Below are 23,237 nucleotides of genomic sequence, written 5' to 3'. Positions count from 1 at the left end.
GCCTGGGCCGCGGCTCAGGCCGGGTAGGTCCGGCCGTCGTCGGCCGAGGCGCGGGGCGGTCCGCAGGGGGCGGTGACGCACTGCCACCGCGGCTCCTTCGGGCGGTGCTTCCCGTGGTCGGAGCCGTCCTTTCCGGGAGGACCGCACGGGGCGGTGACGCACTGCCACCGCGACTCCTCCGGATGGTGCTTCCCGTCGTTCGAGCCGCCCTCACCCGGACGCTTCCTGCCCCACGGGCCGTCCTTCTGCCACGTCCCGTGGCTTTTCCCGCCCGGTGCGCCCTTCTCCGCCACGACGGCGTGCGGGGCCGCCTGTGGGGCGGCGAACGCGGTCGTGGGGACCAGGACGGCACCGGCTGCCAGGGCGGTGACGGCCGCGAAGAGGGCCGGGCGGCGCATGCGTCGGGTGGGGGTCATGGCGGTTCTCCTCGGACGAGGGGCGAAGCGGACACCTCCAGTACGCCCCGCCGCCCGGCCCCCGTCACGCCCCTGCATCCCGTGGCTTGACAGCCCGGATCGCCCCCCTCCGGCGGGCGCGGAGCCCAGGCGGCCGCCGGACGGCACGCCTAGAGCGCGCTCGGCAGCCTTCGCCACAGGTCCTGACGGTCGGCGGACTCCTTCAGCGCCGCGAGCACGCCCGGATGCGGGGCCGCGTACAGCCCCGGGTAGTCGGCCTCGCCCAGCTCCGGGCGGACGGGGAAGGCCAGGCGCTCCTCGGCGAGGTCGAAGCGGGCGTCCACCCCGGGCCTGTTGCCGCGCGGGTCGAGGCGGCTCCAGCGGTCCGCGCCGGGCAGGCGCAGGGCGATCAGCCCGTGGACGAGCGGGTGCGAGCCGTCGTCGTCGGCGAGTCGCTGGTAACAGAGCCCGGCCGGTATCCCCTGGGCGCGCAGCAGGGCGGCCAGGGCGTGGGACTTCGCGTGGCAGATGCCGTTGCGCGTGCCCAGTACGTCGGAGGCCCGCCAGGCGACCCGCGGGTCGCCGGAGTCGGCCGAGTGGGGGATGTCGTCGCGAACGAACTCGAAGGCGGCCTGGGCGTATGAGTATGCGTCGCCTGTAGGGGACCAGAGGCGGTCCGCCGTTTCCAGCACGGCGGGGTGCCAGTGGTCGATGGCCTCATCCGAGGCCAAGTAAGCGAGGAGGTCCGGGCTCTGCTGGATCAGCTGCATGGTCCGGAGCATAGGTGTGCCACCCATCGCGAATCAATCATTTTACGATGGGTGGCATACCTATGCAGTTGCGGAGGTCGGCCGCCTAGCGGGCGAGCTCCTCCTTCAGGGCCTGGAGGAAGCCGTCGACGTCCTCCTCCTGGGTGTCGAAGCCGCACATCCAGCGGACGTCACCCGCGGCCTCGTCCCAGAAGTAGAAGCGGTAACGCTTCTGCAGACGCCGGGACACCTCGTGCGGCAGCCGTGCGAACACCGCGTTCGCCTGCACCGGGTAGAGGATCTCCACGCCGTCGGTCGCGCGGACGCCGGCCGCGAGCCGCTGCGCCATCTCGTTGGCGTGGCGGGCGTTGCGCAGCCACAGGTCCTTGGCGAGCAGCGCTTCCAGCTGCACCGACACGAAGCGCATCTTCGACGCGAGCTGCATCGACATCTTGCGGATGTGCTTCATCTGCCGGGCCGCGTCCGGGTTGAGCACGACGATGGCCTCGCCGAACATCATGCCGTTCTTGGTGCCGCCGTAGGACAGCACGTCGACGCCGACGGTGTTCGTGAAGGTGCGCATCGGCACGTCGAGCGAGGCCGCGGCGTTGGCTATCCGGGCGCCGTCGAGGTGGACCTTCATGCCGAGCCCGTGGGCGTGCTCGCAGATGGCCTTGATCTCGTCCGGCGTGTAGACCGTGCCGAGCTCGGTGTTCTGGGTGATCGAGACGACCTGCGGCATCGCGCGGTGCTCGTCCTCGAAGCCCCAGGCCTCCTGGTCGATCAGCTCGGGCGTGAGCTTGCCGTCCGGGGTGGGCACGGCGAGCAGCTTGAGGCCGGCCATCCGCTCCGGCGCGCCGCCCTCGTCCACGTTGATGTGGGCGCTCTTGGCGCAGATCACGGCACCCCAGCGGTCGGTCATCGCCTGGAGGGCGGTGACGTTCGCGCCGGTGCCGTTGAAGACCGGGAAGGCTTCCGCGTACGCCCCGAAGTGGCTGCGGATGATCTTCTGCAGGTGCTCGGTGTACTCGTCCTCGCCGTAGGAGATCTGGTGACCTCCGTTGGCGAGGGCGAGGGCCTCCAGGATCTCCGGATGGACCCCCGCGTAGTTGTCGCTGGCGAAGCCGCGCACTGCCGGATCGTGGTGCCGGCGGGCATCGGTCTTCACGGTTGCGGAGTGAGCCACAGACGCTGTCCGTTCACATCGATGGCGGGCCGCTCCCACACGCCGGCGATGGCCTCGGCCAGCTCCTTCACGTCGGTGAAGCCCGCGAACTTCGCATTGGGACGCTCGGCGCGCATCGCGTCGTGCACCAGTGCCTTGATGACCAGGATCGCAGCTGCCGCGCCGGGACCCTCGTCACCCCCCGCCTTGCGGAAGGAGTCCGCCATGGCGAGGGTCCAGGCCTCGGCCGCCGCCTTGCCCGCGTTGTACGCGGCGTTGTTGGCGACCGGCTTGTGCGCGCCGGACTGGCTCACCAGGACGTAGCGCCCGCGGTCGCTGCGCAGCAGCCCGTCGTGGAAGGCGAGCGAGGTGTGCTGGACGGTGCGGATCAGGAGCTTCTCCAGGAAGGCCCAGTCGGCGAGGTCGACGTCGGTGAACGTCTTGCTGCCGCGCCAGCCTCCGACGAGGTGGACCAGTCCGTCGACCCGCCCGAACTCCTTCTCCGTCTGCTCGGCCCAGGCCTTGGTGGCGTCCAGGTCGAGCAGGTCCACGGTGTCACCGGTGATGGTGGCGCCGCCGTGGGCGTAGCGGGCCGCGTCCACGGCCTCCGCGAGCCGGGCCGGATCGGCGTCGGACGCTACGACCACCGCTCCCGCCTCGGCGAGGCGGAGCAGGGCGGCGCGGCCGGCGGGCCCGCCGGCCCCGGCCACCGCCACCACCGCTCCGCTCAGCTTTCCGTTGCCGTTCCCGGAGCCGTTCATCTGTGCAGCCTCCTGTGGGCGAGTGCTCACGCGGCGACCCGCTCGGCGTGCTCTGCGTTCAGGGCCGTGATGCCCTTGGTCGAGGCGATGGTGCCCTTGAGCTTCTTGGCGAGCGCCTCAAAGAACATGCTGAGCGGAAACTCGTCCGGAAGCACGTCGTCGACGAGCTTGCGCGGCGGCTGCGTCAGGTCGAGCGCGTCGGCGCCCTTGGCCCACTTGGAGCCCGGGTGGGGGGCGAGGTAGGTCGAGACGAGCTCGTAGGCCTTGAACCAGTGGACCAGCTTCGGGCGGTCGATGCCGGCCCGGTAGAGGTCCTCGATCTCGGCGCAGAGCTGGTTGGTGACCTGCGGGGCGCGCATCCAGTCGATCTTCAGCTTGTTGTCCGTCCAGCGCACGACGTCGTGCTTGTGGAGGTAGGCGAAGAGCAGCTGGCCGCCGAGACCGTCGTAGTTGCGGTTGCGGTCGCCGGAGACCGGGAAGCGGAACATCCGGTCGAAGAGGACGGCGTACTGCACGTCACGGCCGTGCTCGTTGCCCTCGGACTCCAGCTTCACGGCCTCCTTGAAGGCGGTGAGGTCGCAGCGCAGCTCCTCCAGGCCGTACATCCAGAACGGCTGGCGCTGCTTGATCATGAACGGGTCGAACGGCAGGTCGCCGTGGCTGTGGGTGCGGTCGTGGACCATGTCCCACAGGACGAAGGCCTTCTCGCAGCGCTCCTGGTCCTCGACCATGCGCGCGATGTCCTCGGGCAGGTCGATGCCCAGGATGTCCACGGCGGCGGCGGTCACCTTGCGGTAGCGGGCGGCCTCGCGGTCGCAGAAGATGCCGCCCCAGGTGAAGCGCTCGGGGGCCTCTCGGACGGCGATGGTCTCCGGGAACAGCACGGCGGAGTGCGTGTCGTAGCCGGGGGTGAAGTCCTCGAAGGTGATGCCGAGGAAGAGCGGGTTGTCGTAGCGGGTGCGCTCCAGCTCGGAGAGCCACTCGGGCCAGACCATCTTCAGCACGACGGCTTCGAGGTTGCGGTCCGGGTTGCCGTTCTGCGTGTACATGGGGAAGACGACGAGGTGCTGCAGGCCGTCGGCGCGCTCGGCGGCCGGGTGGAAGGCCATGAGGGAGTCGAGGAAGTCCGGCACGCGGAAGTCGTCCGCGGCCCACTTGCGCAGGTCGGCGACGAGCGCCTCGTGGTACGCGGTGGCGTGCGGGAGCAGCGGGGACAGCGTCTCGACGGCGCCGATCACGCGCTCGACCGCGGCCAGGACGGTGGCGCGGGCGTGCTCGCCCTCCGCCTCGAAGTCGATGGAACCGTCGGCCGCCTGCCAGGGGCGGATCTCCTCCACGGCGGCCTTGAGCTCGAGCCACGCAGGGTGGTCGACCACCCGCGCCCCAGCGGATATCACGGCACCGCCGACGCCCGGCACAAGAGTTTCCGTCATGTCACTTCCTCCACAGGAGAACCTCACGTCCGCACAGCGTATGCGCGCGAGGCTCTCCTACTCAAGAGGTGATTCGGGAAATTATCCTGCGCCACCCCCCGCTTCACCGAAAGTCTTCCCGTTGGTAGGGGCGGAATTGATAGCTCCGCCCAGTCGCGCCAAGGCTTCACATGCCTGTGGCAGTACCCCGGCCAGTCCCATGAAGCCGTGGATCATGCCGGGGTGGCTGTCCAGAACCGACCGGATTCCGCTCTTCGTCAGCCGGTGGCGGTACGCGCGGCCGTCGTCCAACAGCGGATCGCACCCGGCGACCACCAGGTGGGCGGGCGGCAGCCCGGCGGGGTCCGCACGCAGCGGGGAGGCCGGCGGGTGCCGGCCGTCACCGCCGGGGCCGAGGTACTGCTCCCAGAACCAGCGCATGTGCGCGGCGGTCGGGAAACAGCCCTCGGCGGCAGCATCCGGCGGAACTGGAGCTGGGCGAGGCCCTGTTGGCCGACCTGGCGGAACTCTCCCCGCAGGCCGGGACGGCTGGGCGTCAAGCCGGTGGGGACGCGCCCACGCCCGGGTGACGCGGCAGGGCCGCGGGCGGCCTTCCGGGGGCGCACAACCCTGGCGGGAAGCGGTCGGTGACGCTTCGGCGGGCCGTGCACGCATGGTCCCATCCACGAGCGGCGCACTAGCATGCGACCTCATCGCGCGCGGCCGGTCGGGACACCGCGACCGCGCGGGGAGCCGCCGTCGACGGAAGCGAGAGAACCTTGACTTTCCTCACCATCGGTCACCGCGGGGTCATGGGTGTCGAACCGGAGAACACCCTGCGGTCGTATCTCCGAGCGGAACGTTCCGGCATGGACGGGATCGCCCTGGACCTCCGGCTGAGCAAGGACGGCGTCCTCGTCGCCGTGCACGACCCCGACGTGGACCGGACCACCGACGGCTCGGGAGCCGTGGCAGACCTGACCCTGGCCGAGCTGCGCGGGCTGGACGCCGGTCAGGGCGAGCGTGTACCGGTGTTCGAGGAGGTGCTGGACGCCGTCCGCTCGCCGCTTCAGGTGTCGGTCGAGGACCGGGCGGCGGCGGGGGCGCTCGCGGAGCTGGTCCTGCGCCGCGACCTGGTCTCGCGGGTCGAGATCGCCTCCACGGACGAGGCGGTGCTCGCCGAGGCGGCCCACCGGGTGCCGGGCGTGCGGACCGCCCTGTTCGTGGAGTCCCTCGGCGCCGCCGAAGCCGTCGTGAGCCGCGCGCCGGCCGCGGGCGCGGCGACGATCGCCCTGGACATCCACCGGATCTCCCTGGCGGCGGTGGAGGCGGCGCACGCGGCGGGCCTGCGGATGACCGGCCTGGCGGTCAACACCCTGGACCAGCTGCGGCTGGCACGGGCGCTCGGGCTGGACGGCGTGACCACGGACTTCCCGGAGATCCGCAGCACCGGCCGCTTCACCGCCTGAGCGGCCGACGGCGTCTAGAGCGGCTTGACCAGGAGCTCGAAGGCGAGGTCGTCGCGGAGCGGGATGCCGAAGCGCTCGTCGCCGTACGGGAAGGGGCTCAGCTCGCCGGTGCGCCGGTAGCCGCGGCGCACGTAGTAGGCGATGAGCTCCTCCCGCACGTTCACCACCGTCATCCGCATCTCCCCGGCGCCCCACGTGTCGCGGGCGCGGCGCTCCGCCTCGGCGAGGATCTCCTTGCCGAGGCCGGCGCCCTGGAGTCCCGGGCGGACGGCGAACATCCCGAAGTAGGCGTGGTCGCCGCGGTGTTCGATGTGGCAGCAGGCGACGAGCTCGCCCGCCCGCTCGACGACGAGGAGGACGCCGTCCCGGCTGTCGATGACGGCGCGGACCCCGTCCACGTCGGTGCGCTGACCGTCCAGGTAGTCGGCCTCGGTGGTCCATCCGGCCCGGCTGGCGTCCCCGCGGTACGCGGACTCCACGAGCGCCACCAGTTCCGGTACGTCCGCCTCGACGGCGCTGCGGAAGCTGAGGGCTGCGGGCTGGGCGGTCGACATGGGCGCTCCGTTCGGTGCTGCGGCATATGACATGCCGGGGACGGCGGGGAGAGCCTATCCCGGGGCCGCGTGAGCACTGTGTGAGGAGGGCATCTTTCCCGGTGACGCCGACGAACCGGGAGGTTCCGCCGTGCACGGATCCGCCTCGTCCCTGTCCGCCACCCTCTCCTCCTGGCTGCTGGTGCTCCTGTGCGCGGTGAGCGGCGCGTACTGCCTGCGGCGGGCGCACGGGTGGAGCGGGGCCGCCGCCGGGGAGGCGGTGATGGGGTTCGGCATGGCGCTGATGGCGGTGCCCCTCGGGGGCGGCGGCGCATGGCGGACGCCCGTGCTCGGCGTGGTCTTCTGCGCCGCGGCCCTGCACGCCCTGTGGCTGCTGCGGGGCGGGGCGCACCACGCCCACCACCTCCTGGGTTCGCTGACGATGGTGTACATGACCGTCGCGGCGGTCTCCGGGGGCGGTCACGGGCACGGCGCGGGGCTGCCGCTGCTGACCGGGAGCCTCCTGCTCTACTACGCCGGTTACGTGGTGCTCGGCGGAACGCGGCTGCTCACCGCGGGAGGTCCGGTCCCGGCGTCCTCCGTCCCGTCCGCGTCGCCGGTGCCCATGCCCGTGCCCGTGCCCGCGCCCGGCGCGCCCACGGAGCTCGTCAGGGCCTGCCGACTCGCCATGGGAATGGGGATGTTGGCGATGCTGCTGTCGATGTGACGGGGCCGGCGAAACGTGTCCTGCGTCACCAATGCCCCCGTCTCGTACCCGCAGGTAGCCGCTCGCTCATAGGCTGGTAACCATGATGGTCCCCGCCGCCCTCCTTGTGCTCGGCGCCCTGACCGCGCTGCTCGCCCCCCGCCTGCTGGCCCGGGCCCAGTGGCCCGAACGCGAGCCGGTCGTGGCCCTGTGGGTGTGGCAGTGCGTCGTCGGCGCGGTGCTGCTGTGCTTCGGACTGTCCATGCTGCTGAGCGCCGCCGCGGCCTGGCAGGCGGTCCGGGGCCGGCTCTTCGCCGCCGCCCCGCACGGGGTGGTCGACGCCTACGCCCTCGGCGCGTCCGGCGGCCCCTGGGCCGCCGCGACCGCCCTCGCCCTCGCGGGCGGCGGCCTGTGGACGGGGGCGATGCTGACCGGCGAGGTGCTGCGGGCGCGGGCCCGGCGGCGCGCGCAGGGCAGCGAACTGCTGGAGCGGGCCCCGCTGCTGCCCGGGGAGGACCCCGCCGGTGCGCGGCTCGTCGTACTGGAGGGTCCGCGGCCGGACGCCTGGTGGCTGCCGGGCGCGGCTCCGCAGCTGGTGGTCACGACGGCGGCGCTGGGACGGCTCAAGGGCAGCCAGCTGGACGCCGTGATGGCACACGAGCAGGGGCACGCGACGGCCCGCCACGACTGGCTGCTGCACTGTTCGCGGGCGCTGTCCCGGGGCTTCCCGCAAGTACCGGTCTTCGCCGCCTTCGAGGCGGAGATGCACCGGCTGGTGGAGCTGGCCGCGGACGACGTGGCCTCACGGCGGTTCGGCCGGCTGACGGTCGCGCTGGCGCTCGTCGGGCTCAACGAGGACCGCGGGGTGTTCGCGGCCTCCTCCGCGCCGGAGGCGCACGTCCCGCAGCGGGTGCGCAGGCTGCTGTCGGCCGCGCCCAGGCTCTCGCCGGGCCGTCGGCTGCGGCTGACGGCGCTGGCCACGCTGGTGCCGGCGATCCCCTTGCTGGTCGCCTTCGTACCGGGGCTGAGCGCGCTGGCGTAGTGCGCGCCCGGCGCCGTCCGCCCGGGGCCGGTGCAAGGATCGCCCTATGCGGAACGATCTATTTCGTTGGGTGGGGATCGGCTGCGTGCTGTTCGTGGCGGTACTGACCGCCCTGGTGGTGGCGGGCTGGCAGCCCCTCCTGGCCTACGACGAACGGGTGGCCCGGGACCTGCACGCCCACGCCGTCGCCCACCCCGGGGTCACGCGGTCCATGCGGGTGCTGTCCGACTGGGTCTGGGACCCGTGGGCCATGCGGGTGCTGGCCGCCGTGGCCTGCTTCCTGCTGTGGCGGCGCGACGACCGCGAGCGGGCCCTGCGGGTGGCGTTGGCCGTGGTGGCGGCATCAGTGGTGCAGCAGGGGCTGAAGGCGGCGGTGGGCCGGGAGCGTCCGGTGTGGTCGGACCCGGTGGACTGGGCGCACTACGCGGCCTACCCGTCCGGCCACGCCCTGACGGCGACGGTGGTCTGCGGGATGCTGCTGTGGCTGATGCCCCGCCCGTCCCCGGGGTGGGACCCGGCCGCCTGGGCGTCGGCGGCCGTCACGGTGCTCGGTGTCGGCTTCACCCGGCTCTACCTCGGTGTGCACTGGTTCTCCGACGTGCTGGCGGGCTGGCTGCTGGGCACCGCCGTGGTGGTCCTCGCGGCGTCGGCGCGCGTCCGCGGCCGCAGACCCGTGGGTGGAACGCAGGAACGGTGAGGCGGGTCCCGGGGCCGGGACCCGGCCTGAAGGCGCGCTGCCGGGCCCGTGGAGCCGGGGCGGGCCGCCGAGTGGCGTGGCCTGCCCTGGATGATCCCCCGTGTCACCCAGAGCAGGCGACCCCGTGCGCTGAGTATATTGGCCGAGAGCCAGTCAACGCAGGAGTAAGCATGTCCCCGCGCAGCGCATCGGTCAATGAAGAATTGCGCAGACGTTCCCGGGAACGGCTGCTGCGGTCCACGGTGGAGCTCGTCGCCGAGCGCGGCTACGAGGCGACGACCCTCGGCGACATCGCCGACCGGGCGGGCGCGGCGCGCGGCCTGGTCTCGTACTACTTCCCGGGCAAACGGCAGTTGCTGCAGTCGGCCGTGCACCGGCTGATGCACCTCACCCTGTGCGCCGCGCTGGAGCGGGAGCCCCGCAGCGAGGACGGGCGCGAGCGGCTGGCGCGGGCCATCGACGCGATCCTGGGCCTCGCCCGGGACGAACCGCTGCTGATGCGGACGCACATGGCGGGCATCCTCACGGCCGAGGGCTTCGTGCAGTGCCCGGAGCAGCAACGGCTGGCCGAGTTGCTGCGGGACACCGTCGCCCGGTACGGCTCGCAGGACGTGGACGCGGACTACCCGCTGCTGCGCGCCCTGCTGATGGGCGCGGTGGTGGCGGTGCTGCTGCCCGGGGCGCCGATGCCGGCCGCCCGGCTGCGGGCGGAGCTGTTCCAGCGCTACGGGCTGGACTGGGACCTCGGTGTTCCGCCGGACGGCGGGCCGCCCGGCGGAACGTTCCCCTCACACCTGTGACCTCACACGGTTCAGTGGTACTCGGGCTGGGACTGTACGTTGAGCCGGTCCAGGCGGACCCGCTTGGCACTGTCGGTGCGCCTGTCGTCGAGCCGCAGGACGTCGAGGCCCTTGGCGATGTCGTTCGAGTAGATGTGGCCGTTGTAGTAGTACGCCGACCAGGACCCGCCCAGCCCCAGCCGGTCCGTCGTCAGCGGCCCCCGCTCGAAGTAGGCGATCTCCCGGGGCCGGGACGAGTCGGTGAACTCCCACACCGAGACGCCGCCCTGGTACCAGGCCTGCACCATGATGTCGCGGCCACCGCCGACCGGGATCAGCGAGCCGTTGTGGGCCACGCAGTTCTCGGTGTCGGCCTGGTGGCGCGGGATCTTGAAGTAGCTGCGGAAGACGAGCTTGCGCTGCTCGCCGCGGCCGGTGATGTCGTAGATCCCGTCGGCGCCCCGGTCGGGGCCGGTGGCCTCGTTGCAGGTGGCGCCGCCACCGCCGCCGAGTTCGTCGGTGAACACCACCTTGTTCGCGCGCTCGTTGAAGGTGGCCGAGTGCCAGAACGCGAAGTTCACGTTGTCCTGCACCCGGTCGATGACGCGTGGCTGCTCGGGCCTGCTGATGTCGAAGAGGATGCCGTCGCCCATGCAGGCGCCGGCGGCCAGGTCCTTCGAGGGCAGCACGGTGATGTCGTGGCAGCCGGTGGTCTTGGAGACTCCGGGGTTGGTGGGCGCGCCCGGGTTGCCGCCGTCGGGGAAGAGCACCGGGAAGGCGACGACCGCGGCCCGGGTCGGGCTCTTCTTCGGGACCTTCACCACGGAGATGCCGTCGTGCGGCGGCTTGCAGTCGGGGAAGGCCTCGTTCGGCGAGTAGGAGGCGACGTAGAGGTAGATGTCCTTGCGGCCGGGGACCAGGGTGTGGGTGTGGGAGCCGCAGGCGGTCTCGACGGACTTGATGTACCTGGGGTTCTTCTTGTCCTTGATGTCGAAGATCTTGATGCCCTCCCACGAGGACTTCTCCGTCGCGGGCTGCGAGACGCTGTTGCAGGAGTCGTCGCTGCGCGAGGAGTCGGTGGAGAGGAAGAGCAGGTCGCCGTCGACGGAGATGTCGTTCTGCCCGCCGGGGCAGAGCACCTCGGTGATCTTCTTCGGCGCCTTGGGGTTGGCGATGTCGTAGATCGTGAAGCCGTTGTAGTTGCCCGCGTAGGCGTACCTGCCCTGGAAGGCGAGGTCCGTGTTGATCGCGGTGGCATCGGTGGAGGGGATGTTGGCCAGGGGCTTGATGTTGGCGCTGTGCACGATCTCGTCCTGGCCGGGGATGTCGCCCGGGGCGAGTTCCGGCCCGTCGAGGGTGCCCGCGCCCTGATGGTTTACGTGCCCGGGCGTCAGGTCGCCGGGGTCGGGCGTGGCCGCTGCCGGTCCGGCCGTGAGGAGGGTCGTGAGGAGACCGGCCGCGAGAACGGCCACCCCCACCCTCCCGCTGCCCGCTCTCCTGGTGCGTAGTGAGGTCACTGTGCCTCCCATGGGAGCCCGATCGGTTCCGTCCGCAGGGGAACGGAACCAGGACCCCGGCAGTATCTTCCCTTCATGGACATGGCAAAAGACCTCAGGGGCCGCGAGGCCTCGTCCGCGCGGCCTCTCCGGTTCGCCGCGGTGCCGGCGACCGCCTGCCTCCTGCTGATGCTCACCGCCTGCCAGGACGACGGAGCGGACCGGGCCGACGACGGGCGGGCCTCGATCGTCGCGCCGGGCAGACCCGGCGAGACCTCACGCACCCTCACCCCCGAACAGGCCGCCGCGGCGAAGCCCGACGACAGCCCCAACGCCGCCGACCACGCCTACGTGCAGCGGATGATCGAACACCACCGACAGGCCCTGACGATGAGCGCACTGGCTCCCGAACGGGCGGCGGCGGAGCCGGTCAAACGGCTGGCGGAACGAATCACGGCCGCCCAGAAGCCCGAAATCGGCGCCATGCAGAAGTGGTTGAACCTCCATCCGGCACCGGCGGCGGGCTCCGCAACGGCCGCCCCCGGGCACGGACACGACCACGACCACGGCTCGATGCCGGGCATGGCGACCGCGCAGCAGCTCGACGAACTGGCCGCGGCCAGGGGCGCCGACTTCGACCGGCTCTTCCTGAAGCTGATGACCGCCCACCACGAGGGGGCCCTGACGATGGCGGGCGAGGCACTGACCGGCGGGAACAACGTCGCCGTCGAGGAGATGGCCAACGAGGTGGTGGCCACGCAGAGCGCCGAGATCCACCGGATGCGCACGATGGGCTGACCGGCGGGCGGGCCGGTGCCATGCTGGAACCACCTGCGGGAGGAGCTCCGCCGTGCTTCGTGTCGCCGTCGTCGGATCGGGACCCAGCGGGGTCTACGCGGCCCAGGCGCTGATCCAGCAGCGCGAGGTGCCCGGGGTGCTGGTCGACGTACTGGACCGGCTGCCCGCCCCGTACGGGCTGGTGCGCTACGGGGTCGCACCGGACCACGAGAAGATCAAGTCGCTGCAGGGCAGCCTGCGCACCGTGCTGGAGGACGAGCGGATCCGCTTCCTCGGGAACGTCGAGGTCGGCGGGACCGCCCTGCCCGCGCAGCGGCTGCTGGAGCTGTACCACGCGGTCGTGTACTGCGTGGGTGCGGCGCGGGACCGGATGCTGGGCATCCCCGGCGAGGAACTGGCCGGGGTGCACTCCGCGACGGCCTTCGTGTCCTGGTACAGCGGGCACCCGGACGCCGCCGCCGAGGCCTTCGGCCTGCCCGGGGCCGAAGCGGCGGTGGTGGTCGGGGCGGGCAACGTCGCGGTGGACGTGACCCGGATCCTGGCCCGCGCCGCGTCGGAGCTGGCGCCGACGGACATGCCGCAGCCGGCCCTCGGGGCGCTCGCGGACAGCGGGGTGCGCAAGGTGTCCATGGTGGCCCGGCGCGGGCCCTCCCAGGGCAGGTTCACCACGAAGGAACTGCGCGAACTGGGCACCCTGCCGGGTGTGGACACCGGGGCGGACCCGGCCGAGCTGGCACTGGACCCGACGTACGCCGACCCGGATGCCGCCGCCGCGCTGCCGGCGGTGGCGCGGCGCAACCTGGAAGTGCTGCGCGGCTGGGCCGGCAAGGAGCCCGGCGAGGAACCGCGCCGCATCGCGCTGCGGTTCTATCTGCGCCCGGTGGAGATCCTGGGCGGGCCCGACGGCCGGGTCACCGGGATGCGCTTCGAGCGGACCGCCCCGGACGGGCACGGCGGGGTGACCGGGACGGGCGTCCACGAGGACGTCGAGGCGCAGCTGGTGCTGCGCTCGGTGGGGTACAGGGGCCTGCCGCTCACCGGGCTGCCCTTCGACCCGGCGAGCGGCACGGTTCCGCACGCCGCGGGCCGGGTGCTGCGCGCGGGCCGGGCCTCGGTCGGCGAGTACGTGGCGGGCTGGATCAAGCGGGGCCCCACCGGGGTGATCGGCACGAACCGGCCGTGCGCGAAGGAGACCGTGTCCTCGCTGCTCCAGGACGCGGGTGCGCTGGCCCGGCGCGAGCTGCCCGGCGACCCGCTGGCCGCCCTGCGGGCGGCGGGCCTGCACCCGGTGGAGTGGCCCGGCTGGCTGGCCATCGAGTCGGCCGAGGCGGATCTGGGCCGTTCGCTGGGCCGACGCACCGTCAAGATCCCCAACTGGCAGGGCCTGTTGGACGCGGCGGGCGCGGACCGGGCGTAGGCCGTCTTCCGGCCCCCGGCTCGCCGCGCCGCGCGCAGGCGCCCGCGGACCTGCGTCCGGGATCGTCCGGGGCCCCGGCCGGGAGTGTCGCCGTGCCGCCCCGGGTGCGCGGGCCGAGCACGGCGCTGGACCGGAGCCCCGGAGTCCCGGAGCAGCATGCGGAGGGAGGGGCGTGGCAGCGAACGGGTTCCGCCGGTCACGGGCCGGGGGGCGGCCCTGGATCCACCTCGGGACGGTGACGGCGGCGCTGCTGGTGGCGCCCCCAGGGCGCCCCCGTGCGCCGCGGCGGCGGGTGCGGGCTCCGCCGGGCGGACCACCGTGAGCGCCGCCCGGTGCCCGGACCGCGCCGTGGCCGACGACCGGGCCCGGCGCCCGCCCCGCCGCGACGGGCGGCATCCCGGCTGCGGCCTCCCGGTGAATCCGGTGTCCGATGGCCTGCTCCTCACCGCGGAGGACATCGCCGACGGCGTGACGGTGTCGGTCGACAGCACGCCCGCGGCCGTGACCACCGGCGGGGTCGTCCGGCCCGCGGTCACGGCGACGCGAGCCGCTCCGCCTCGGCGGCGGCCGCCGTCAGGACGCTGTCGAGGAAGCCCGGGAACAGGGCCTCCAGGTCATCGCGGCGCAGGGCGTTCAGTTTCGTGGTGCCGCGGTAGGCCTGGCGTACGACACCGCTCTCGCGCAGGACGCGGAAGTGGTGCGTGGTCGTGGACTTGGTGACCGGCAGGTCGAAGTGCGAGCAGGCCAGATCGTCCGGCGAGGCGGCGAGGTCCAGCACGATGGAGAGCCGCACCGGGTCGGAGAGCGCGTGCAGCACGCCCTCCAGGCGGATCTCTTCCGCCGCCGGGTGGGCCGGGGTGCGGGAGGTGTCCCGATCCGTCATGTCCCTGCTCCGCTCACTCGGCTTGGTCCGGACCCCCATGGTACGAGAGGTGTCGAAGGAGGCGTGCGCACCGCGGAAACCGGCGGGAGCGGCCGGTACGGCCGCGACCCGGGGCCGCGGCCGTACCGCCGTCACCAGGACCGGTGGTACTGCTCGGGCGTCCGGATCGACGCGCCGAGCCGTTCGGCCGCGCGGCGGGCCCAGAACGGGTCGCGCAGCAGCTCGCGGCCCAGCAGGACCGCGTCGGCCTCGCCGTTGGCCAGGATCTTCTCGGCCTGCTCCGGTTCGGTGATCAGGCCGACGGCCGCCACGGGGAGGGTCGTCTCGGCCTTCACCCGGGCGGCGAAGGGCACCTGGTAGCCGGGGCCGACCGGGATGCTCACTCCGGGAGCGAGGCCGCCGGTGGAGACGTCGAGGAGGTCCACGCCGTGTTCCTGGAGGAGCCGGGCCAGGCGTACGGTCTCGTCGGCCGTCCAGCCCTCCTGCTCCAGCCAGTCGGTGGCGGAGATCCGGAAGAGCAGCGGCAGTTCCTCGGGCCACACCGCCCGGACGGCGTCGACGACCTCCAGGGCGAAGCGGGTGCGGTTCTCGAAGGATCCGCCGTAGGCGTCGGTGCGCCTGTTGCTGTGCGGGGAGAGGAACTCCCCGATGAGGTAGCCGTGAGCGCCGTGGATCTCGACGACCTCGTAGCCCGCCGCCAGGGCCCGCCCCGCCGCGGCCGCGAACTGGCCGGTGATCCGGGCGATCTCATCGACCGTCAGCTCGTGCGGGACGGGGTGGCCCTCGGCGAACGGCACCGCGCTCGGGGCGACCGGCCGCCAGCCGTGCGCGTCGGGGCCGACCGGCGCGCCGCCGGTCCATGTGCGGTCCGTGGACGCCTTGCGGCCGGCGTGGGCGATCTGGATGCCGGGGACGGTCCCCCGGGCCTTCAGGAAGCCGGTGATCCGGCGCAGGGCCTCGACCTGGGTGTCGTTCCAGATGCCGAGGTCGTAGGGGGAGATGCGGCCCTCCGGGGAGACCGCGGTGGCCTCCTGGATGATCAGGCCGGTCCCCCCGGTGGCGCGGGCGGCGTAGTGGGCGAAGTGCCAGTCGCCGGCGACGCCCGCGTTCGGCCCGAAGGCCTCGGCGCTGTACTGGCACATCGCGGCCATCCACACGCGGTTCGGGACGGTGACCGATCGCAGGGTGTAGGGCTCGAACAGGGCGGCGAAAGCGGCGGGTACGGCGGGGGCAGCACTCATCGGGGCTCTCCAGGGGTCACCGGGCGCGCCGGGATCGGCGGCTAAGTACGAGACTCACCATACTACGAATCTCCTCGTACTACGAGACCTCTCGTACAAGTGCGTCGAGCTCGGCCCGCAGCGCCCCGGCCAGCGCCGCCAGGTCCGCGACCGCGGCCGCGTCGGCGACCAGGCCGTAGTGGACCGTTCCCTTGTAGGTGGAGACGGCGACCGCAAGAGACTGGCCTCGGGCCAGCGGGGCGAGCGGGTAGACCTCGTGGACCCGGCTGCCGCCGAGGGAGAAGGTGAGGCCGGGCAGCGGGACGCTGGTGACGAGGATGTCGTAGAGCAGCCTGGCCGCCTGGGCGACGAGGGGCCCGCCGAGCCGGTGGCCGAGCGGGTGGACGTGGTCCGCGAGCAGGGCGACGGCTCCCGCACCCCGGGCGGGCCCGGCGTCCTTGTTGCGGTCCATGCCGACGCGTACGCAGGCCAGGCGCCGCAGCGGATCGGGCTCGGCGAGCGGCAGCCGGAGCAGGTAGCCGGACAGCCGGTTCCCCGCGCCTCCACCGTCCCGGGGCCCGCGGCGGCGGGAGACCGGGATCAGGGCCCGCGGTCCGGCCCCGAGGGGTTCGGGGTCGCCGCGGCCGGCCAGCCAGCGCCGCAGTGCGCCCGCGACCAGGGTGATCAGCACGTCGTTGACGGTGCCACCGGCCCCCTTGCGGATCAGGTTGACCTCGTCGAGGTCGAGCGCGAGACCGGCGACGATACGGCTGCCCGAGCCCGTGGGACCGGCCGTGAACGCGGCCGGGACACCGAGCGGCAGCCCGCCGCGGGCCACGGCGGCGCCGATCTCCAGGGCCTGGCCCACGCCCTGGACCCGGGCGGCCAGGGCTCCCGGGAGCCGGCTCAGGACGGAACCGGCCCGCTGCCCCGGAACCGGGCGCACGGGGGCTCGCGGCTCGGGGACCTCGTCGAACAGCGCGGCCGCGAGGGCGAGCGCGCCCAGGCCGTCGGCGAGGGCGTGGTGGAACTTGAACAGGACGGCGAAGGAGTCCGGATCCGGCCCGGCCAGGACGTGCGCCTCCCACGGCGGCAGCTCCCGGTCCAGCGGGCGGGCCATCAGGGGGCCGGCGGCCTCGTGCGGGCAGGTCAGGTCCGTGCGGACGAGGAAGACGTGCCGTGCCGGATCGAAGCCGGGGTCCGGCGACCAGGCGGCGGCGCCGAGGGGCAGCAGCACGTCGCGGATCCGGCGGCGCAGGCCCGGCACGGCCGCACAGCGCGCGGTGAGGAGCGCGGCGGCCCGCTCGGCGGCGTCCCCGTCGCCCGGCTCCGGGTGCCGGGGGGTGCGGAAGACGGCGAGGGCGCCGAGGTGCATGGGATGGTCGGCGGATTCCATCCGCCAGAAGGCGAGGTCGAGCGGAGACAGGTGCTCGGTGGCCACATACGTCCTCTCACACGCGGCAGCAATGGCTTGAAGTCAACCCACTGCGAACACCCCTATGCAAGGCGCAATCATTTCCGCGCGGTAAATGATCGGTATAGATCATCCGATGTGAGGTGCGTGGCGCCCGCCGGGCCCCTGTCGGTGGGCGGGTGCAGACTGGCCGGAAAGACGCTCCGCGAGGAACGATCCACCCGCAAGGACGACGAGGTCCGGAGGTGCCGGCCATGGCCGACGTACTGCTGCTCGTGGGGACCCGCAAGGGACTGTTCATCGGCCGCCGCAGGGGCGACGGGCCGTGGGAGTTCGGCGGGCCCCACTTCAACGCCCAGGCCGTCTACGCGGCCGCCATCGACCGGCGCGGCCCGGCCCCCCGGCTGCTGGTCGGCGGCGACAGCACCCACTGGGGTCCGTCCGTCTTCAGCTCCGACGACCTCGGGGAGACCTGGCGGGAACCGGCCGGGGCGGCCGTGAAGTTCCCCCAGGACACCGGCGCCTCGCTGGAGCGGGTCTGGCAGCTCCAGCCGGCCGGGGCCGAGGCCCCCGACGTGGTGTATGCGGGCACGGAGCCGGCGGCGCTGTTCCGTTCGACGGACCGGGGCGAGTCCTTCGAGCTGGTCCGCCCGCTGTGGGAGCACCCGAGCCGCGGCAAGTGGGTCCCGGGCGGCGGCGGCGAGGGCCTGCACACGGTGATCACCGATCCCGGCGACCCGGAGGCGGTCACCGTGGCGGTCTCCACCGCCGGGGTGTTCCGGACCAGGGACGGCGGGGCCAGCTGGCAACCGTCCAACCAGGGGGTCTCGGCGGTGTTCCTGCCGGATCCGAACCCCGAGTTCGGCCAGTGCGTCCACAAGATCGCCCAGGACGCCGGCGACACGGACCGGCTGTACCTGCAGAACCACTGGGGCGTCTACCGCAGCGACGACGCGGGCGCCCGCTGGACCGACATCGGCGGCGGGCTGCCCTCCGACTTCGGCTTCGCGGTGGCGGCCCATCCGCACCGGCCGGACACCGCCTACGTGTTCCCGCTCAACGCCGACTCGGACCGGGTCCCGGCCGGGCACCGGTGCCGGGTCTTCCGCACCGAGGACGCGGGCGCCACCTGGGAACCGCTCACGCGCGGACTCCCGGACTCCGACCACTACGGCACGGTCCTGCGGGACGCGCTCTGCACGGACGACGCGGACCCGGCGGGGATCTACTTCGGCAACCGCAACGGCGAGTTGTACGCCAGCCACGACGACGGCGACAGCTGGCAGTTGCTGGCCGAGCACCTGCCCGACGTCCTGTGCGTGCGGGCGGCGACGATCGGCCAGTAGAGTGATCCACCGTGGCAGCACGACCGTTGAACGAAATCGTCGAGCCGGGCTGGGCCCGCGCTCTGGAGCCGGTGGCGGCGCAGATCGCCGCGATGGGCGACTTCCTGCGAGCCGAGATCGCGGCGGGGAGGACGTACGTCCCCGCCGGGGCCCATGTGCTGCGCGCCTTCCAGCAGCCCTTCGACGAGGTCAAGGTCCTCATCGTCGGCCAGGACCCGTACCCCACCCCGGGGCACGCGGTGGGACTGTCCTTCTCGGTGGCCCCGGACGTGCGTCCGGTACCGCCGAGCCTGGACAACATCTTCCTGGAGATGCACCGGGACATAGGGACCGGCCGGCCCGCCAACGGTGACCTCACCCCGTGGACCCGGCAGGGCGTGCTGCTGCTCAACCGCTCGCTCACGACCGCGCCCCGCCGGTCGAACGCGCATCAGGGCAAGGGCTGGGAGGCTGTCACCGACCAGGCCATCCGCGCGCTGGCCGCCCGGGGCAAGCCGCTGGTGTCCATCCTGTGGGGCCGTGCGGCCCGCAACCTGCGGCCGCTGCTCGGCGACCTGCCGGTGGTGGAGTCCTCGCACCCCTCCCCCAAATCGGCGGATTACGGCTTCTTCGGCTCCCGGCCCTTCAGCAGGACGAACGAACTGCTGGTGGGCCAGGGATCACAGCCCGTGGACTGGCGCTTGCCGTCCGTCAGTTGAACGTATCTGCAATTCATCGGATAAATACGGACAGATGCGGCACGAGAAGGCCCTGCCCGAACACCTTCTTCCGATAAGCCAGTAGCATGCGGCGCCATGAGCTCCCCCACCGGCCCCGCACATGGCCTGCCCGTACGAATGCCGCGACCCCGCCCGACCGGACGGCACCGCCGGCCCGAGCCCGCGGCTGCGCCCGAGGGCGCGCCCGCGCTGGTGCTCGCCGTGCCCGGTGCACCCTCGGCCGCTTCGCGGGGGCTCGCGGAAGAGATCATCAGCATCGGCCGCTCCGAGCTGCCGGGCCTCGACGCCCGCATCGGTTTCCTTGAGGGTGACTCCGCCTCCGAGTTCCCGTCCCTGTCCGGCGTGCTGGACGCCGTCTCGGCCGACCGGACCGCGCGTGCCGAGTTCGCCCGCGCCGCCGGCCACGAGGTGCCCGAGCAGAGCGGCCCGGACGCCGTGGTCGTCCCGCTGCTGGCCGGCCCGGACAGCGACCTGCTGCGCCGGATGCGCCAGGCGCTGATGGACTCCTCCGCCGCCGCCGAGCTGGCCGACGTCCTCGGCCCGCACCCGCTGCTGGCCGAGGGTCTGCACGTGCGCCTCTCCGAGGCCGGGCTGGCCCGCGCCGACCGCGCCCGCCTCTTCACCGTGACCACCGCCGCCGACGGCATCGTCCTGGCCACCACCGGCGGCGAGGAGGCCGTGCAGGCCGCCGGGATCACGGGCATGCTGCTCGCCGCCCGCCTCGCGGTGCCCGTCCAGGCCGCCGCGCTGGACCAGGAGGGCTCGGTGGCCGCGGTCGCCGACCAGCTGCGCCGCGAGGGTTCCACCCAGCTCGCGCTCGCCCCGTACCTGATCGGCCCGGAGGCCGCCGACGGGCTGCTGGACACGGCGTGCAAGGAGGCCGACTGCGCCACCGCCGAGGTGCTCGGCGCCTACCCGGCGCTCGGCAAGCTGGCCGTCGCCCAGTACACCGCGGCTCTGGGGATCCCCCAGACCTCGCCCGCGCACTGACCCGCCCGACACCCGCGCAGGCCCCCGTCGGCCGGATCTCCCGGCCGGCGGGGGCCTGCGCGCGTCCGGCCCGCGCCCGGCCCGCGTACGGGACTCAGCCGAGGACCACGCAGGTGGCGGCGGGCACGGCCAGCGAACCGGCCCGGTGCGGCTGCCCGGTCAGCGGGTCCACGTCGAACCAGCTCACGTCACCCGAGTGCTCGTTGGCCGTGTAGAGGCGGCTGCCCGCGGTGTCCACGGCGAGGTCCCGCGGCCACGCGCCGCCGCAGTCCACGGTGCCGGTGAGCCGCGGCTTCCCCGGCCCGTCGGCGAGCGACAGGGTGACGAGCACATCGGCCCCGCGGACGGCCGCCCACACGAACCGGCCGTCGGGGGAGGCCACGACCGCCGAGGGGTACGCCCGTACGGCCCCTGGGGCGCCCGTGGAGGCCACCGGAACCTCACCGACCGGTTCCAGCCGCCCCGATGCGCCGTTCCACCGGCAGACGGTCACCTGCGGCTCCAGCTCGTGGAGGACGTAGGCCACGGCGCCCTCCGGGTGGAAGACCAGGTGGCGGGGGCCCGTTCCGGCGCGCAGCGACGTCTCGGTGTGCACCCGCAGCTCCCCCGTGACCGCGTCCGGTGCGCAGACCCGGACCGCATCGGTGCCCAGGTCGACGCTGAGCACCCAGCGGCCGGTCGGGTCGGGCAGCACCTGATGGGCGTGCGGCCCCTCCTGCCGGGCGGTGTCGGGGCCGGAGCCGCGGTGCGCGAGCACGCGGGCCGGTCCGCCGGGGCTGCCGTCGGCGGCCAGCGCGAGGCTGCTGACGCTGCCCGAGGTGTAGTTGGCGGTGAACAGGCGGCGCCCGGACACGCTGAGGTGGGTGGGGCCGGAGCCGCCGACACGCACGGGCGCGCCCAGCGCCGCGAGGCCCCCGGCGGTGGGCCGGAAGGCCGCCACCTCGCCCCGCTCGGTCTCGCTCACCGCGTAGAGGACGCCGGTGTCCCGAGCGAGGGCGAGGTACGACGGATCCTCGGCGGTGGCGACCGAGAGCGGGGTCAGCGCCCCGGTCTTCGGATCCACGGTCGCGATGGTCACACCGCGGCCGCCCCCCGAGGTGAAGGAGCCGATGTAGGCCCGGTGTTCGCCGCTTCGGTCCGTGCTGTCCGCGCCGCCCACAGGAAACCCCTCTCACCGCCGTCGGATCCGTCCGGAGCCGACGGTAACAGAAGGTCTAGACCAAATCCCGTCCCCGGGCCCGTTCCTGCGCGCCGGGGTGGTGGACGTACGCCGTGCTGCTGGGGAGGTCCTCGTAGGTGCGATGGAAGACCGGGGTCGCCGCGCCGGACATCGGCGGCACGATCCAGGACCAGTCCGCGCCCACCTCGCGGCCCTTGCGCTCCTCCCGTTCCATGTGGGTGAGGAAGCGGCGGGACTCGGAGTGGTGGTCGGCGATGGTGACGCCCGCCCGGTCGAAGGAGTGCAGGACCGCCCGGTTGAGCTCGACCAGGGCGCGGTCCTTCCACAGCGAACGGTCGCTGGAGGTGTCCAGGCCCAGGCGGCGGGCCACGGCGGGCAGGAGGTTGTAGCGGTCGGTGTCGGCGAGGTTGCGCGCACCGATCTCGGTGCCCATGTACCAGCCGTTGAACGGCGCGGCAGGGTAGTGGATGCCGCCGATCTCCAGGCACATGTTGGAGATGGCGGGAACGGCGTGCCAGCGCAGACCCCAGTCCGCCCACCCGTCACCGTCGGGGTGGACGATCGGGACCTCCAGGACGGCGTCCGCGGGGGTGTCGAACCACCGCGGCTTGTCGTCGACACCCTGGACCACCAGCGGGAGGAGGTCGAAGGGGGTGCCTGCGCCGCCGGGCCAGCCGAGTTGCAGGAGGGCCTCGGTGAGCGGGGCGTTGCGGGCGTCGCCGACGGTTATGGACGGGTGGTCGCCGTAGCCGGCGTACCGCACCAGCTGCTCGCTCCAGATCACGGGGCCCGGGCGGCCGGGGGCCTCCGGGGCGAAGACGGTGATGGTGGGCCTCACCCGGCCGCCGTTGGTCGCCTCGCGCAGGTGGTCGAAGCACTCGGCGGCGATCGCGTCGGCGTCGGTGATCCCCCGGCGGTCACGGACCCGCAGCGAGTTCCAGTAGAGCCTGCCTATGCAGCGGTTGCTGTTGCGCCAGGCCACGCGCGCCCCGTGGACCAGCTCCTCGGGGGTGTGCACGTAGGTACCGGTGTCCGCGAGTTCCGCCCTCACGGCGGCGAGCCGGGCGCGCGGATCACCCGCGCCGGCGTTCTCCCTGTGGAAGAGTCGGATGAACTCCTCGGCCGCCTGCCACACCTGTGCGGTGGTGGAGCGCTGTTGAAGAATTTCCATTCCGGCGGGTTACCCCCTGTCCGACCAGATCCACCCTGTACGTGCCAGATGAATGTGCAGTAATCAATTACCCGTTGTACCTTCCGCAGGTCAGGGGCGTACGGCCTGGGCTTCCGGAACACTCCTCCGAGTGATCCTGGAGGATCGGGCTGCGAACAGGGGGCAGAGGGACGTAAGATCCGCCCCGCCGTGGGAGTTGACGTGCCGTCGGACCGCTTCGGTGCGCGCGGGGTCAGCGGCAGGGGCGGCTCATGAACAGCGCCTGCTCGCCCGCGGAGGGCGTACCCCCGTACAGGGCGGTGTCGAGGCCGCAGAAGACGAACCCCATGCGCCGGTAGGCGTGCACGGCGGGGGCGTTGACCGAGCTGACCTCGAGCCAGAGGTGCTCCGCGCCCCGCTCGCGGGCGAACTCCGCGGCGCGCTCCATCAGCGCGCTGCCGATCCCGCGACCCCGGTGACCGGGCGCGACCTCGATGTCCTCGATCGTCAGCCGCCGGTTCCACGCGGCGTAGCCGACGGCGGCGAACCCGCAGAGCTCACCGCCGTCGAGGGCTACGAAGGTGCGGGTGTCCGCGTCCACGTCGGGGCCCCGGGCGCCGGCGAACCCCTGCTCGTCGTGCTCCTCGGGCGGGAACACCTTGTGCACCGGCGGGTCCGCCGGCACCTCGCGGAGCAGGAAGCCGAAGCCGTCACCGGAGGCGGTGACCTCGAAGACGGTGGAGGTGGTGAAGGAGCTGTCCAGGGCCTCGATGGCGCCCGCGTCCTCGGGGCGGGCGAGGCGGTAGACGATGCCGTCGGCCGGGGCGTGTGCGGTGGTCATGAGATCCACCGTACGCAAAAAATCCCCCGGTCGAATTCGCTGCCGAGGGATGAGAAGGCGTATATTGAACAGTTC

24 protein-coding genes are annotated in these 23,237 nt (G+C 73.1%); 10 read left to right on the top strand and 14 right to left on the bottom strand.

The features are described from left to right. Nucleotides 1-14: 14 nt before the first annotated feature. The 6 genes from ACIPXC_RS04000 to ACIPXC_RS03975 all read right to left on the bottom strand — a co-directional run bounded on the left by ACIPXC_RS04000 (nt 15) and on the right by ACIPXC_RS03975 (nt 5,157). Complete coding sequence (locus tag ACIPXC_RS04000) at nt 15-416, bottom strand: hypothetical protein (RefSeq protein WP_401613268.1); 402 nt, start codon at nt 414-416, stop codon at nt 15-17. A 149-nt stretch (nt 417-565) separates the two neighbouring features. Further along, on the bottom strand, nt 566-1,165 hold the full coding sequence (locus ACIPXC_RS03995) for a transglutaminase family protein (protein ID WP_401613266.1): 600 nt from the start codon (nt 1,163-1,165) through the stop codon (nt 566-568). A gap of 85 nt (nt 1,166-1,250) precedes the next feature. Beyond that, nucleotides 1,251-2,312 (bottom strand): threonine aldolase family protein, encoded by a 1,062-nt coding sequence (locus ACIPXC_RS03990; protein ID WP_401613264.1) that lies wholly within the window; start codon nt 2,310-2,312, stop codon nt 1,251-1,253. After that, nucleotides 2,309-3,070 carry an SDR family NAD(P)-dependent oxidoreductase gene (locus tag ACIPXC_RS03985; RefSeq protein ID WP_030961537.1) on the bottom strand — a complete coding sequence of 254 codons (762 nt, stop codon included), beginning with the start codon at nt 3,068-3,070 and terminating at the stop codon, nt 2,309-2,311. The genes ACIPXC_RS03990 and ACIPXC_RS03985 overlap by 4 nt, the downstream gene beginning before the upstream one ends. 26 nt (nt 3,071-3,096) lie before the next feature. Then, entirely contained in the window at nt 3,097-4,503 is a 1,407-nt protein-coding gene (locus ACIPXC_RS03980) for a DUF6421 family protein (protein ID WP_401613262.1), read from the bottom strand. 81 nt (nt 4,504-4,584) lie between these two features. Beyond that, the gene (locus ACIPXC_RS03975; protein ID WP_401613260.1) at nt 4,585-5,157 is read right to left on the bottom strand and encodes an alpha/beta hydrolase fold domain-containing protein; all 573 of its coding nucleotides are present in this window, start codon (nt 5,155-5,157) and stop codon (nt 4,585-4,587) included. Nucleotides 5,158-5,261: 104 nt separating this feature from the next. Between ACIPXC_RS03975 and ACIPXC_RS03970 the strand changes: the two genes are divergently transcribed. Continuing rightward, nucleotides 5,262-5,951 (top strand): glycerophosphodiester phosphodiesterase, encoded by a 690-nt coding sequence (locus ACIPXC_RS03970; protein ID WP_401613258.1) that lies wholly within the window; start codon nt 5,262-5,264, stop codon nt 5,949-5,951. 14 nt (nt 5,952-5,965) lie between these two features. Here ACIPXC_RS03970 and ACIPXC_RS03965 read toward each other — a convergent pair whose 3' ends face one another. Beyond that, complete coding sequence (locus tag ACIPXC_RS03965) at nt 5,966-6,505, bottom strand: GNAT family N-acetyltransferase (protein WP_401613256.1); 540 nt, start codon at nt 6,503-6,505, stop codon at nt 5,966-5,968. Nucleotides 6,506-6,635: 130 nt separating this feature from the next. Here ACIPXC_RS03965 and ACIPXC_RS03960 point away from each other — a divergent pair, with 130 nt between their 5' ends. From ACIPXC_RS03960 to ACIPXC_RS03945, 4 genes are all read left to right on the top strand, one after another. Next, nucleotides 6,636-7,211 (top strand): DUF5134 domain-containing protein, encoded by a 576-nt coding sequence (locus ACIPXC_RS03960; protein ID WP_401613254.1) that lies wholly within the window; start codon nt 6,636-6,638, stop codon nt 7,209-7,211. An 82-nt stretch (nt 7,212-7,293) separates the two neighbouring features. Beyond that, nucleotides 7,294-8,232 (top strand): M56 family metallopeptidase, encoded by a 939-nt coding sequence (locus ACIPXC_RS03955; protein WP_401613252.1) that lies wholly within the window; start codon nt 7,294-7,296, stop codon nt 8,230-8,232. Nucleotides 8,233-8,278: 46 nt separating this feature from the next. Then, nucleotides 8,279-8,929, top strand: coding sequence for a phosphatase PAP2 family protein (locus ACIPXC_RS03950; RefSeq protein WP_401613250.1), 651 nt, complete (start codon nt 8,279-8,281; stop codon nt 8,927-8,929). A gap of 170 nt (nt 8,930-9,099) precedes the next feature. Next, a complete protein-coding gene (locus ACIPXC_RS03945; RefSeq protein WP_401613248.1) occupies nt 9,100-9,729 on the top strand; it encodes a TetR/AcrR family transcriptional regulator in 630 nt (209 codons plus the stop codon). Nucleotides 9,730-9,740: 11 nt separating this feature from the next. Here ACIPXC_RS03945 and ACIPXC_RS03940 read toward each other — a convergent pair whose 3' ends face one another. After that, nucleotides 9,741-11,237: an LVIVD repeat-containing protein gene (locus ACIPXC_RS03940; RefSeq protein ID WP_401613246.1), complete on the bottom strand. Its 1,497-nt coding sequence runs from the start codon at nt 11,235-11,237 to the stop codon at nt 9,741-9,743. Between the two features lie 69 nt (nt 11,238-11,306). On the opposite strand from ACIPXC_RS03940, the gene ACIPXC_RS03935 reads away from it, so the two are divergent. Both ACIPXC_RS03935 and ACIPXC_RS03930 read left to right on the top strand, forming a co-directional pair. Then, complete coding sequence (locus ACIPXC_RS03935; RefSeq protein ID WP_401613523.1) at nt 11,307-12,002, top strand: DUF305 domain-containing protein; 696 nt, start codon at nt 11,307-11,309, stop codon at nt 12,000-12,002. A gap of 52 nt (nt 12,003-12,054) precedes the next feature. After that, entirely contained in the window at nt 12,055-13,419 is a 1,365-nt protein-coding gene (locus tag ACIPXC_RS03930; protein ID WP_401613244.1) for an FAD-dependent oxidoreductase, read from the top strand. Nucleotides 13,420-13,951: 532 nt separating this feature from the next. Here ACIPXC_RS03930 and ACIPXC_RS03925 read toward each other — a convergent pair. The 3 genes from ACIPXC_RS03925 to ACIPXC_RS03915 form a co-directional block, all read right to left on the bottom strand. After that, complete coding sequence (locus tag ACIPXC_RS03925) at nt 13,952-14,302, bottom strand: ArsR/SmtB family transcription factor (RefSeq protein WP_401613242.1); 351 nt, start codon at nt 14,300-14,302, stop codon at nt 13,952-13,954. Nucleotides 14,303-14,433: 131 nt separating this feature from the next. Further along, on the bottom strand, nt 14,434-15,543 hold the full coding sequence (locus ACIPXC_RS03920; RefSeq protein WP_401613240.1) for an NADH:flavin oxidoreductase/NADH oxidase: 1,110 nt from the start codon (nt 15,541-15,543) through the stop codon (nt 14,434-14,436). 79 nt (nt 15,544-15,622) lie between these two features. Next, nucleotides 15,623-16,963: a wax ester/triacylglycerol synthase family O-acyltransferase gene (locus ACIPXC_RS03915; protein ID WP_401613238.1), complete on the bottom strand. Its 1,341-nt coding sequence runs from the start codon at nt 16,961-16,963 to the stop codon at nt 15,623-15,625. A 227-nt stretch (nt 16,964-17,190) separates the two neighbouring features. Between ACIPXC_RS03915 and ACIPXC_RS03910 the strand changes: the two genes are divergently transcribed. The 3 genes from ACIPXC_RS03910 (at nt 17,191) to ACIPXC_RS03900 (ending at nt 19,991) form a co-directional block, all read left to right on the top strand. Beyond that, a complete protein-coding gene (locus tag ACIPXC_RS03910; protein WP_401613236.1) occupies nt 17,191-18,282 on the top strand; it encodes a WD40/YVTN/BNR-like repeat-containing protein in 1,092 nt (363 codons plus the stop codon). A gap of 11 nt (nt 18,283-18,293) precedes the next feature. Further along, on the top strand, nt 18,294-18,980 hold the full coding sequence (locus tag ACIPXC_RS03905; protein ID WP_401613234.1) for a uracil-DNA glycosylase: 687 nt from the start codon (nt 18,294-18,296) through the stop codon (nt 18,978-18,980). 96 nt (nt 18,981-19,076) lie between these two features. Further along, nucleotides 19,077-19,991 carry a sirohydrochlorin chelatase gene (locus ACIPXC_RS03900; protein WP_401613232.1) on the top strand — a complete coding sequence of 305 codons (915 nt, stop codon included), beginning with the start codon at nt 19,077-19,079 and terminating at the stop codon, nt 19,989-19,991. 94 nt (nt 19,992-20,085) lie between these two features. Here the strand turns inward: ACIPXC_RS03900 and ACIPXC_RS03895 are convergent, their stop codons facing one another. The 3 genes from ACIPXC_RS03895 to ACIPXC_RS03885 form a co-directional block, all read right to left on the bottom strand. After that, on the bottom strand, nt 20,086-21,150 hold the full coding sequence (locus tag ACIPXC_RS03895) for a lactonase family protein (RefSeq protein ID WP_401613231.1): 1,065 nt from the start codon (nt 21,148-21,150) through the stop codon (nt 20,086-20,088). A gap of 55 nt (nt 21,151-21,205) precedes the next feature. Next, a complete protein-coding gene (locus tag ACIPXC_RS03890; protein ID WP_401613229.1) occupies nt 21,206-22,342 on the bottom strand; it encodes a nitric oxide synthase oxygenase in 1,137 nt (378 codons plus the stop codon). A gap of 232 nt (nt 22,343-22,574) precedes the next feature. Then, nucleotides 22,575-23,162, bottom strand: a complete 588-nt coding sequence (locus ACIPXC_RS03885; RefSeq protein ID WP_401613228.1) for a GNAT family N-acetyltransferase — start codon at nt 23,160-23,162, stop codon at nt 22,575-22,577. Nucleotides 23,163-23,237: the final 75 nt, after the last annotated feature.

This window comes from Streptomyces sp. NPDC090021 (assembly GCF_044748225.1).
GTDB lineage: Bacteria > Actinomycetota > Actinomycetes > Streptomycetales > Streptomycetaceae > Streptomyces.
This window is presented reverse-complemented; position numbering and strand designations above follow the sequence as displayed.

Excerpts from the sequence above, each read along its gene's own strand:
- ACIPXC_RS03940 (WP_401613246.1), bottom strand. The coding sequence starts at position 11,237 with ATGGGAGGCACAGTGACCTCACTACGCACCAGGAGAGCGGGCAGCGGG.
- ACIPXC_RS03995 (WP_401613266.1), bottom strand. The coding sequence starts at position 1,165 with ATGCAGCTGATCCAGCAGAGCCCGGACCTCCTCGCTTACTTGGCCTCG.
- ACIPXC_RS03910 (WP_401613236.1), top strand. The coding sequence starts at position 17,191 with ATGGCCGACGTACTGCTGCTCGTGGGGACCCGCAAGGGACTGTTCATC.
- ACIPXC_RS03955 (WP_401613252.1), top strand. The coding sequence starts at position 7,294 with ATGATGGTCCCCGCCGCCCTCCTTGTGCTCGGCGCCCTGACCGCGCTG.
- ACIPXC_RS03885 (WP_401613228.1), bottom strand. The coding sequence starts at position 23,162 with ATGACCACCGCACACGCCCCGGCCGACGGCATCGTCTACCGCCTCGCC.
- ACIPXC_RS03935 (WP_401613523.1), top strand. The coding sequence starts at position 11,307 with ATGGCAAAAGACCTCAGGGGCCGCGAGGCCTCGTCCGCGCGGCCTCTC.
- ACIPXC_RS04000 (WP_401613268.1), bottom strand. The coding sequence starts at position 416 with ATGACCCCCACCCGACGCATGCGCCGCCCGGCCCTCTTCGCGGCCGTC.
- ACIPXC_RS03890 (WP_401613229.1), bottom strand. The coding sequence starts at position 22,342 with ATGGAAATTCTTCAACAGCGCTCCACCACCGCACAGGTGTGGCAGGCG.
- ACIPXC_RS03900 (WP_401613232.1), top strand. The coding sequence starts at position 19,077 with ATGAGCTCCCCCACCGGCCCCGCACATGGCCTGCCCGTACGAATGCCG.
- ACIPXC_RS03985 (WP_030961537.1), bottom strand. The coding sequence starts at position 3,070 with ATGAACGGCTCCGGGAACGGCAACGGAAAGCTGAGCGGAGCGGTGGTG.
- ACIPXC_RS03975 (WP_401613260.1), bottom strand. The coding sequence starts at position 5,157 with ATGCGTGCACGGCCCGCCGAAGCGTCACCGACCGCTTCCCGCCAGGGT.
- ACIPXC_RS03920 (WP_401613240.1), bottom strand. The coding sequence starts at position 15,543 with ATGAGTGCTGCCCCCGCCGTACCCGCCGCTTTCGCCGCCCTGTTCGAG.
- ACIPXC_RS03980 (WP_401613262.1), bottom strand. The coding sequence starts at position 4,503 with ATGACGGAAACTCTTGTGCCGGGCGTCGGCGGTGCCGTGATATCCGCT.
- ACIPXC_RS03950 (WP_401613250.1), top strand. The coding sequence starts at position 8,279 with ATGCGGAACGATCTATTTCGTTGGGTGGGGATCGGCTGCGTGCTGTTC.
- ACIPXC_RS03925 (WP_401613242.1), bottom strand. The coding sequence starts at position 14,302 with ATGACGGATCGGGACACCTCCCGCACCCCGGCCCACCCGGCGGCGGAA.
- ACIPXC_RS03945 (WP_401613248.1), top strand. The coding sequence starts at position 9,100 with ATGTCCCCGCGCAGCGCATCGGTCAATGAAGAATTGCGCAGACGTTCC.
- ACIPXC_RS03965 (WP_401613256.1), bottom strand. The coding sequence starts at position 6,505 with ATGTCGACCGCCCAGCCCGCAGCCCTCAGCTTCCGCAGCGCCGTCGAG.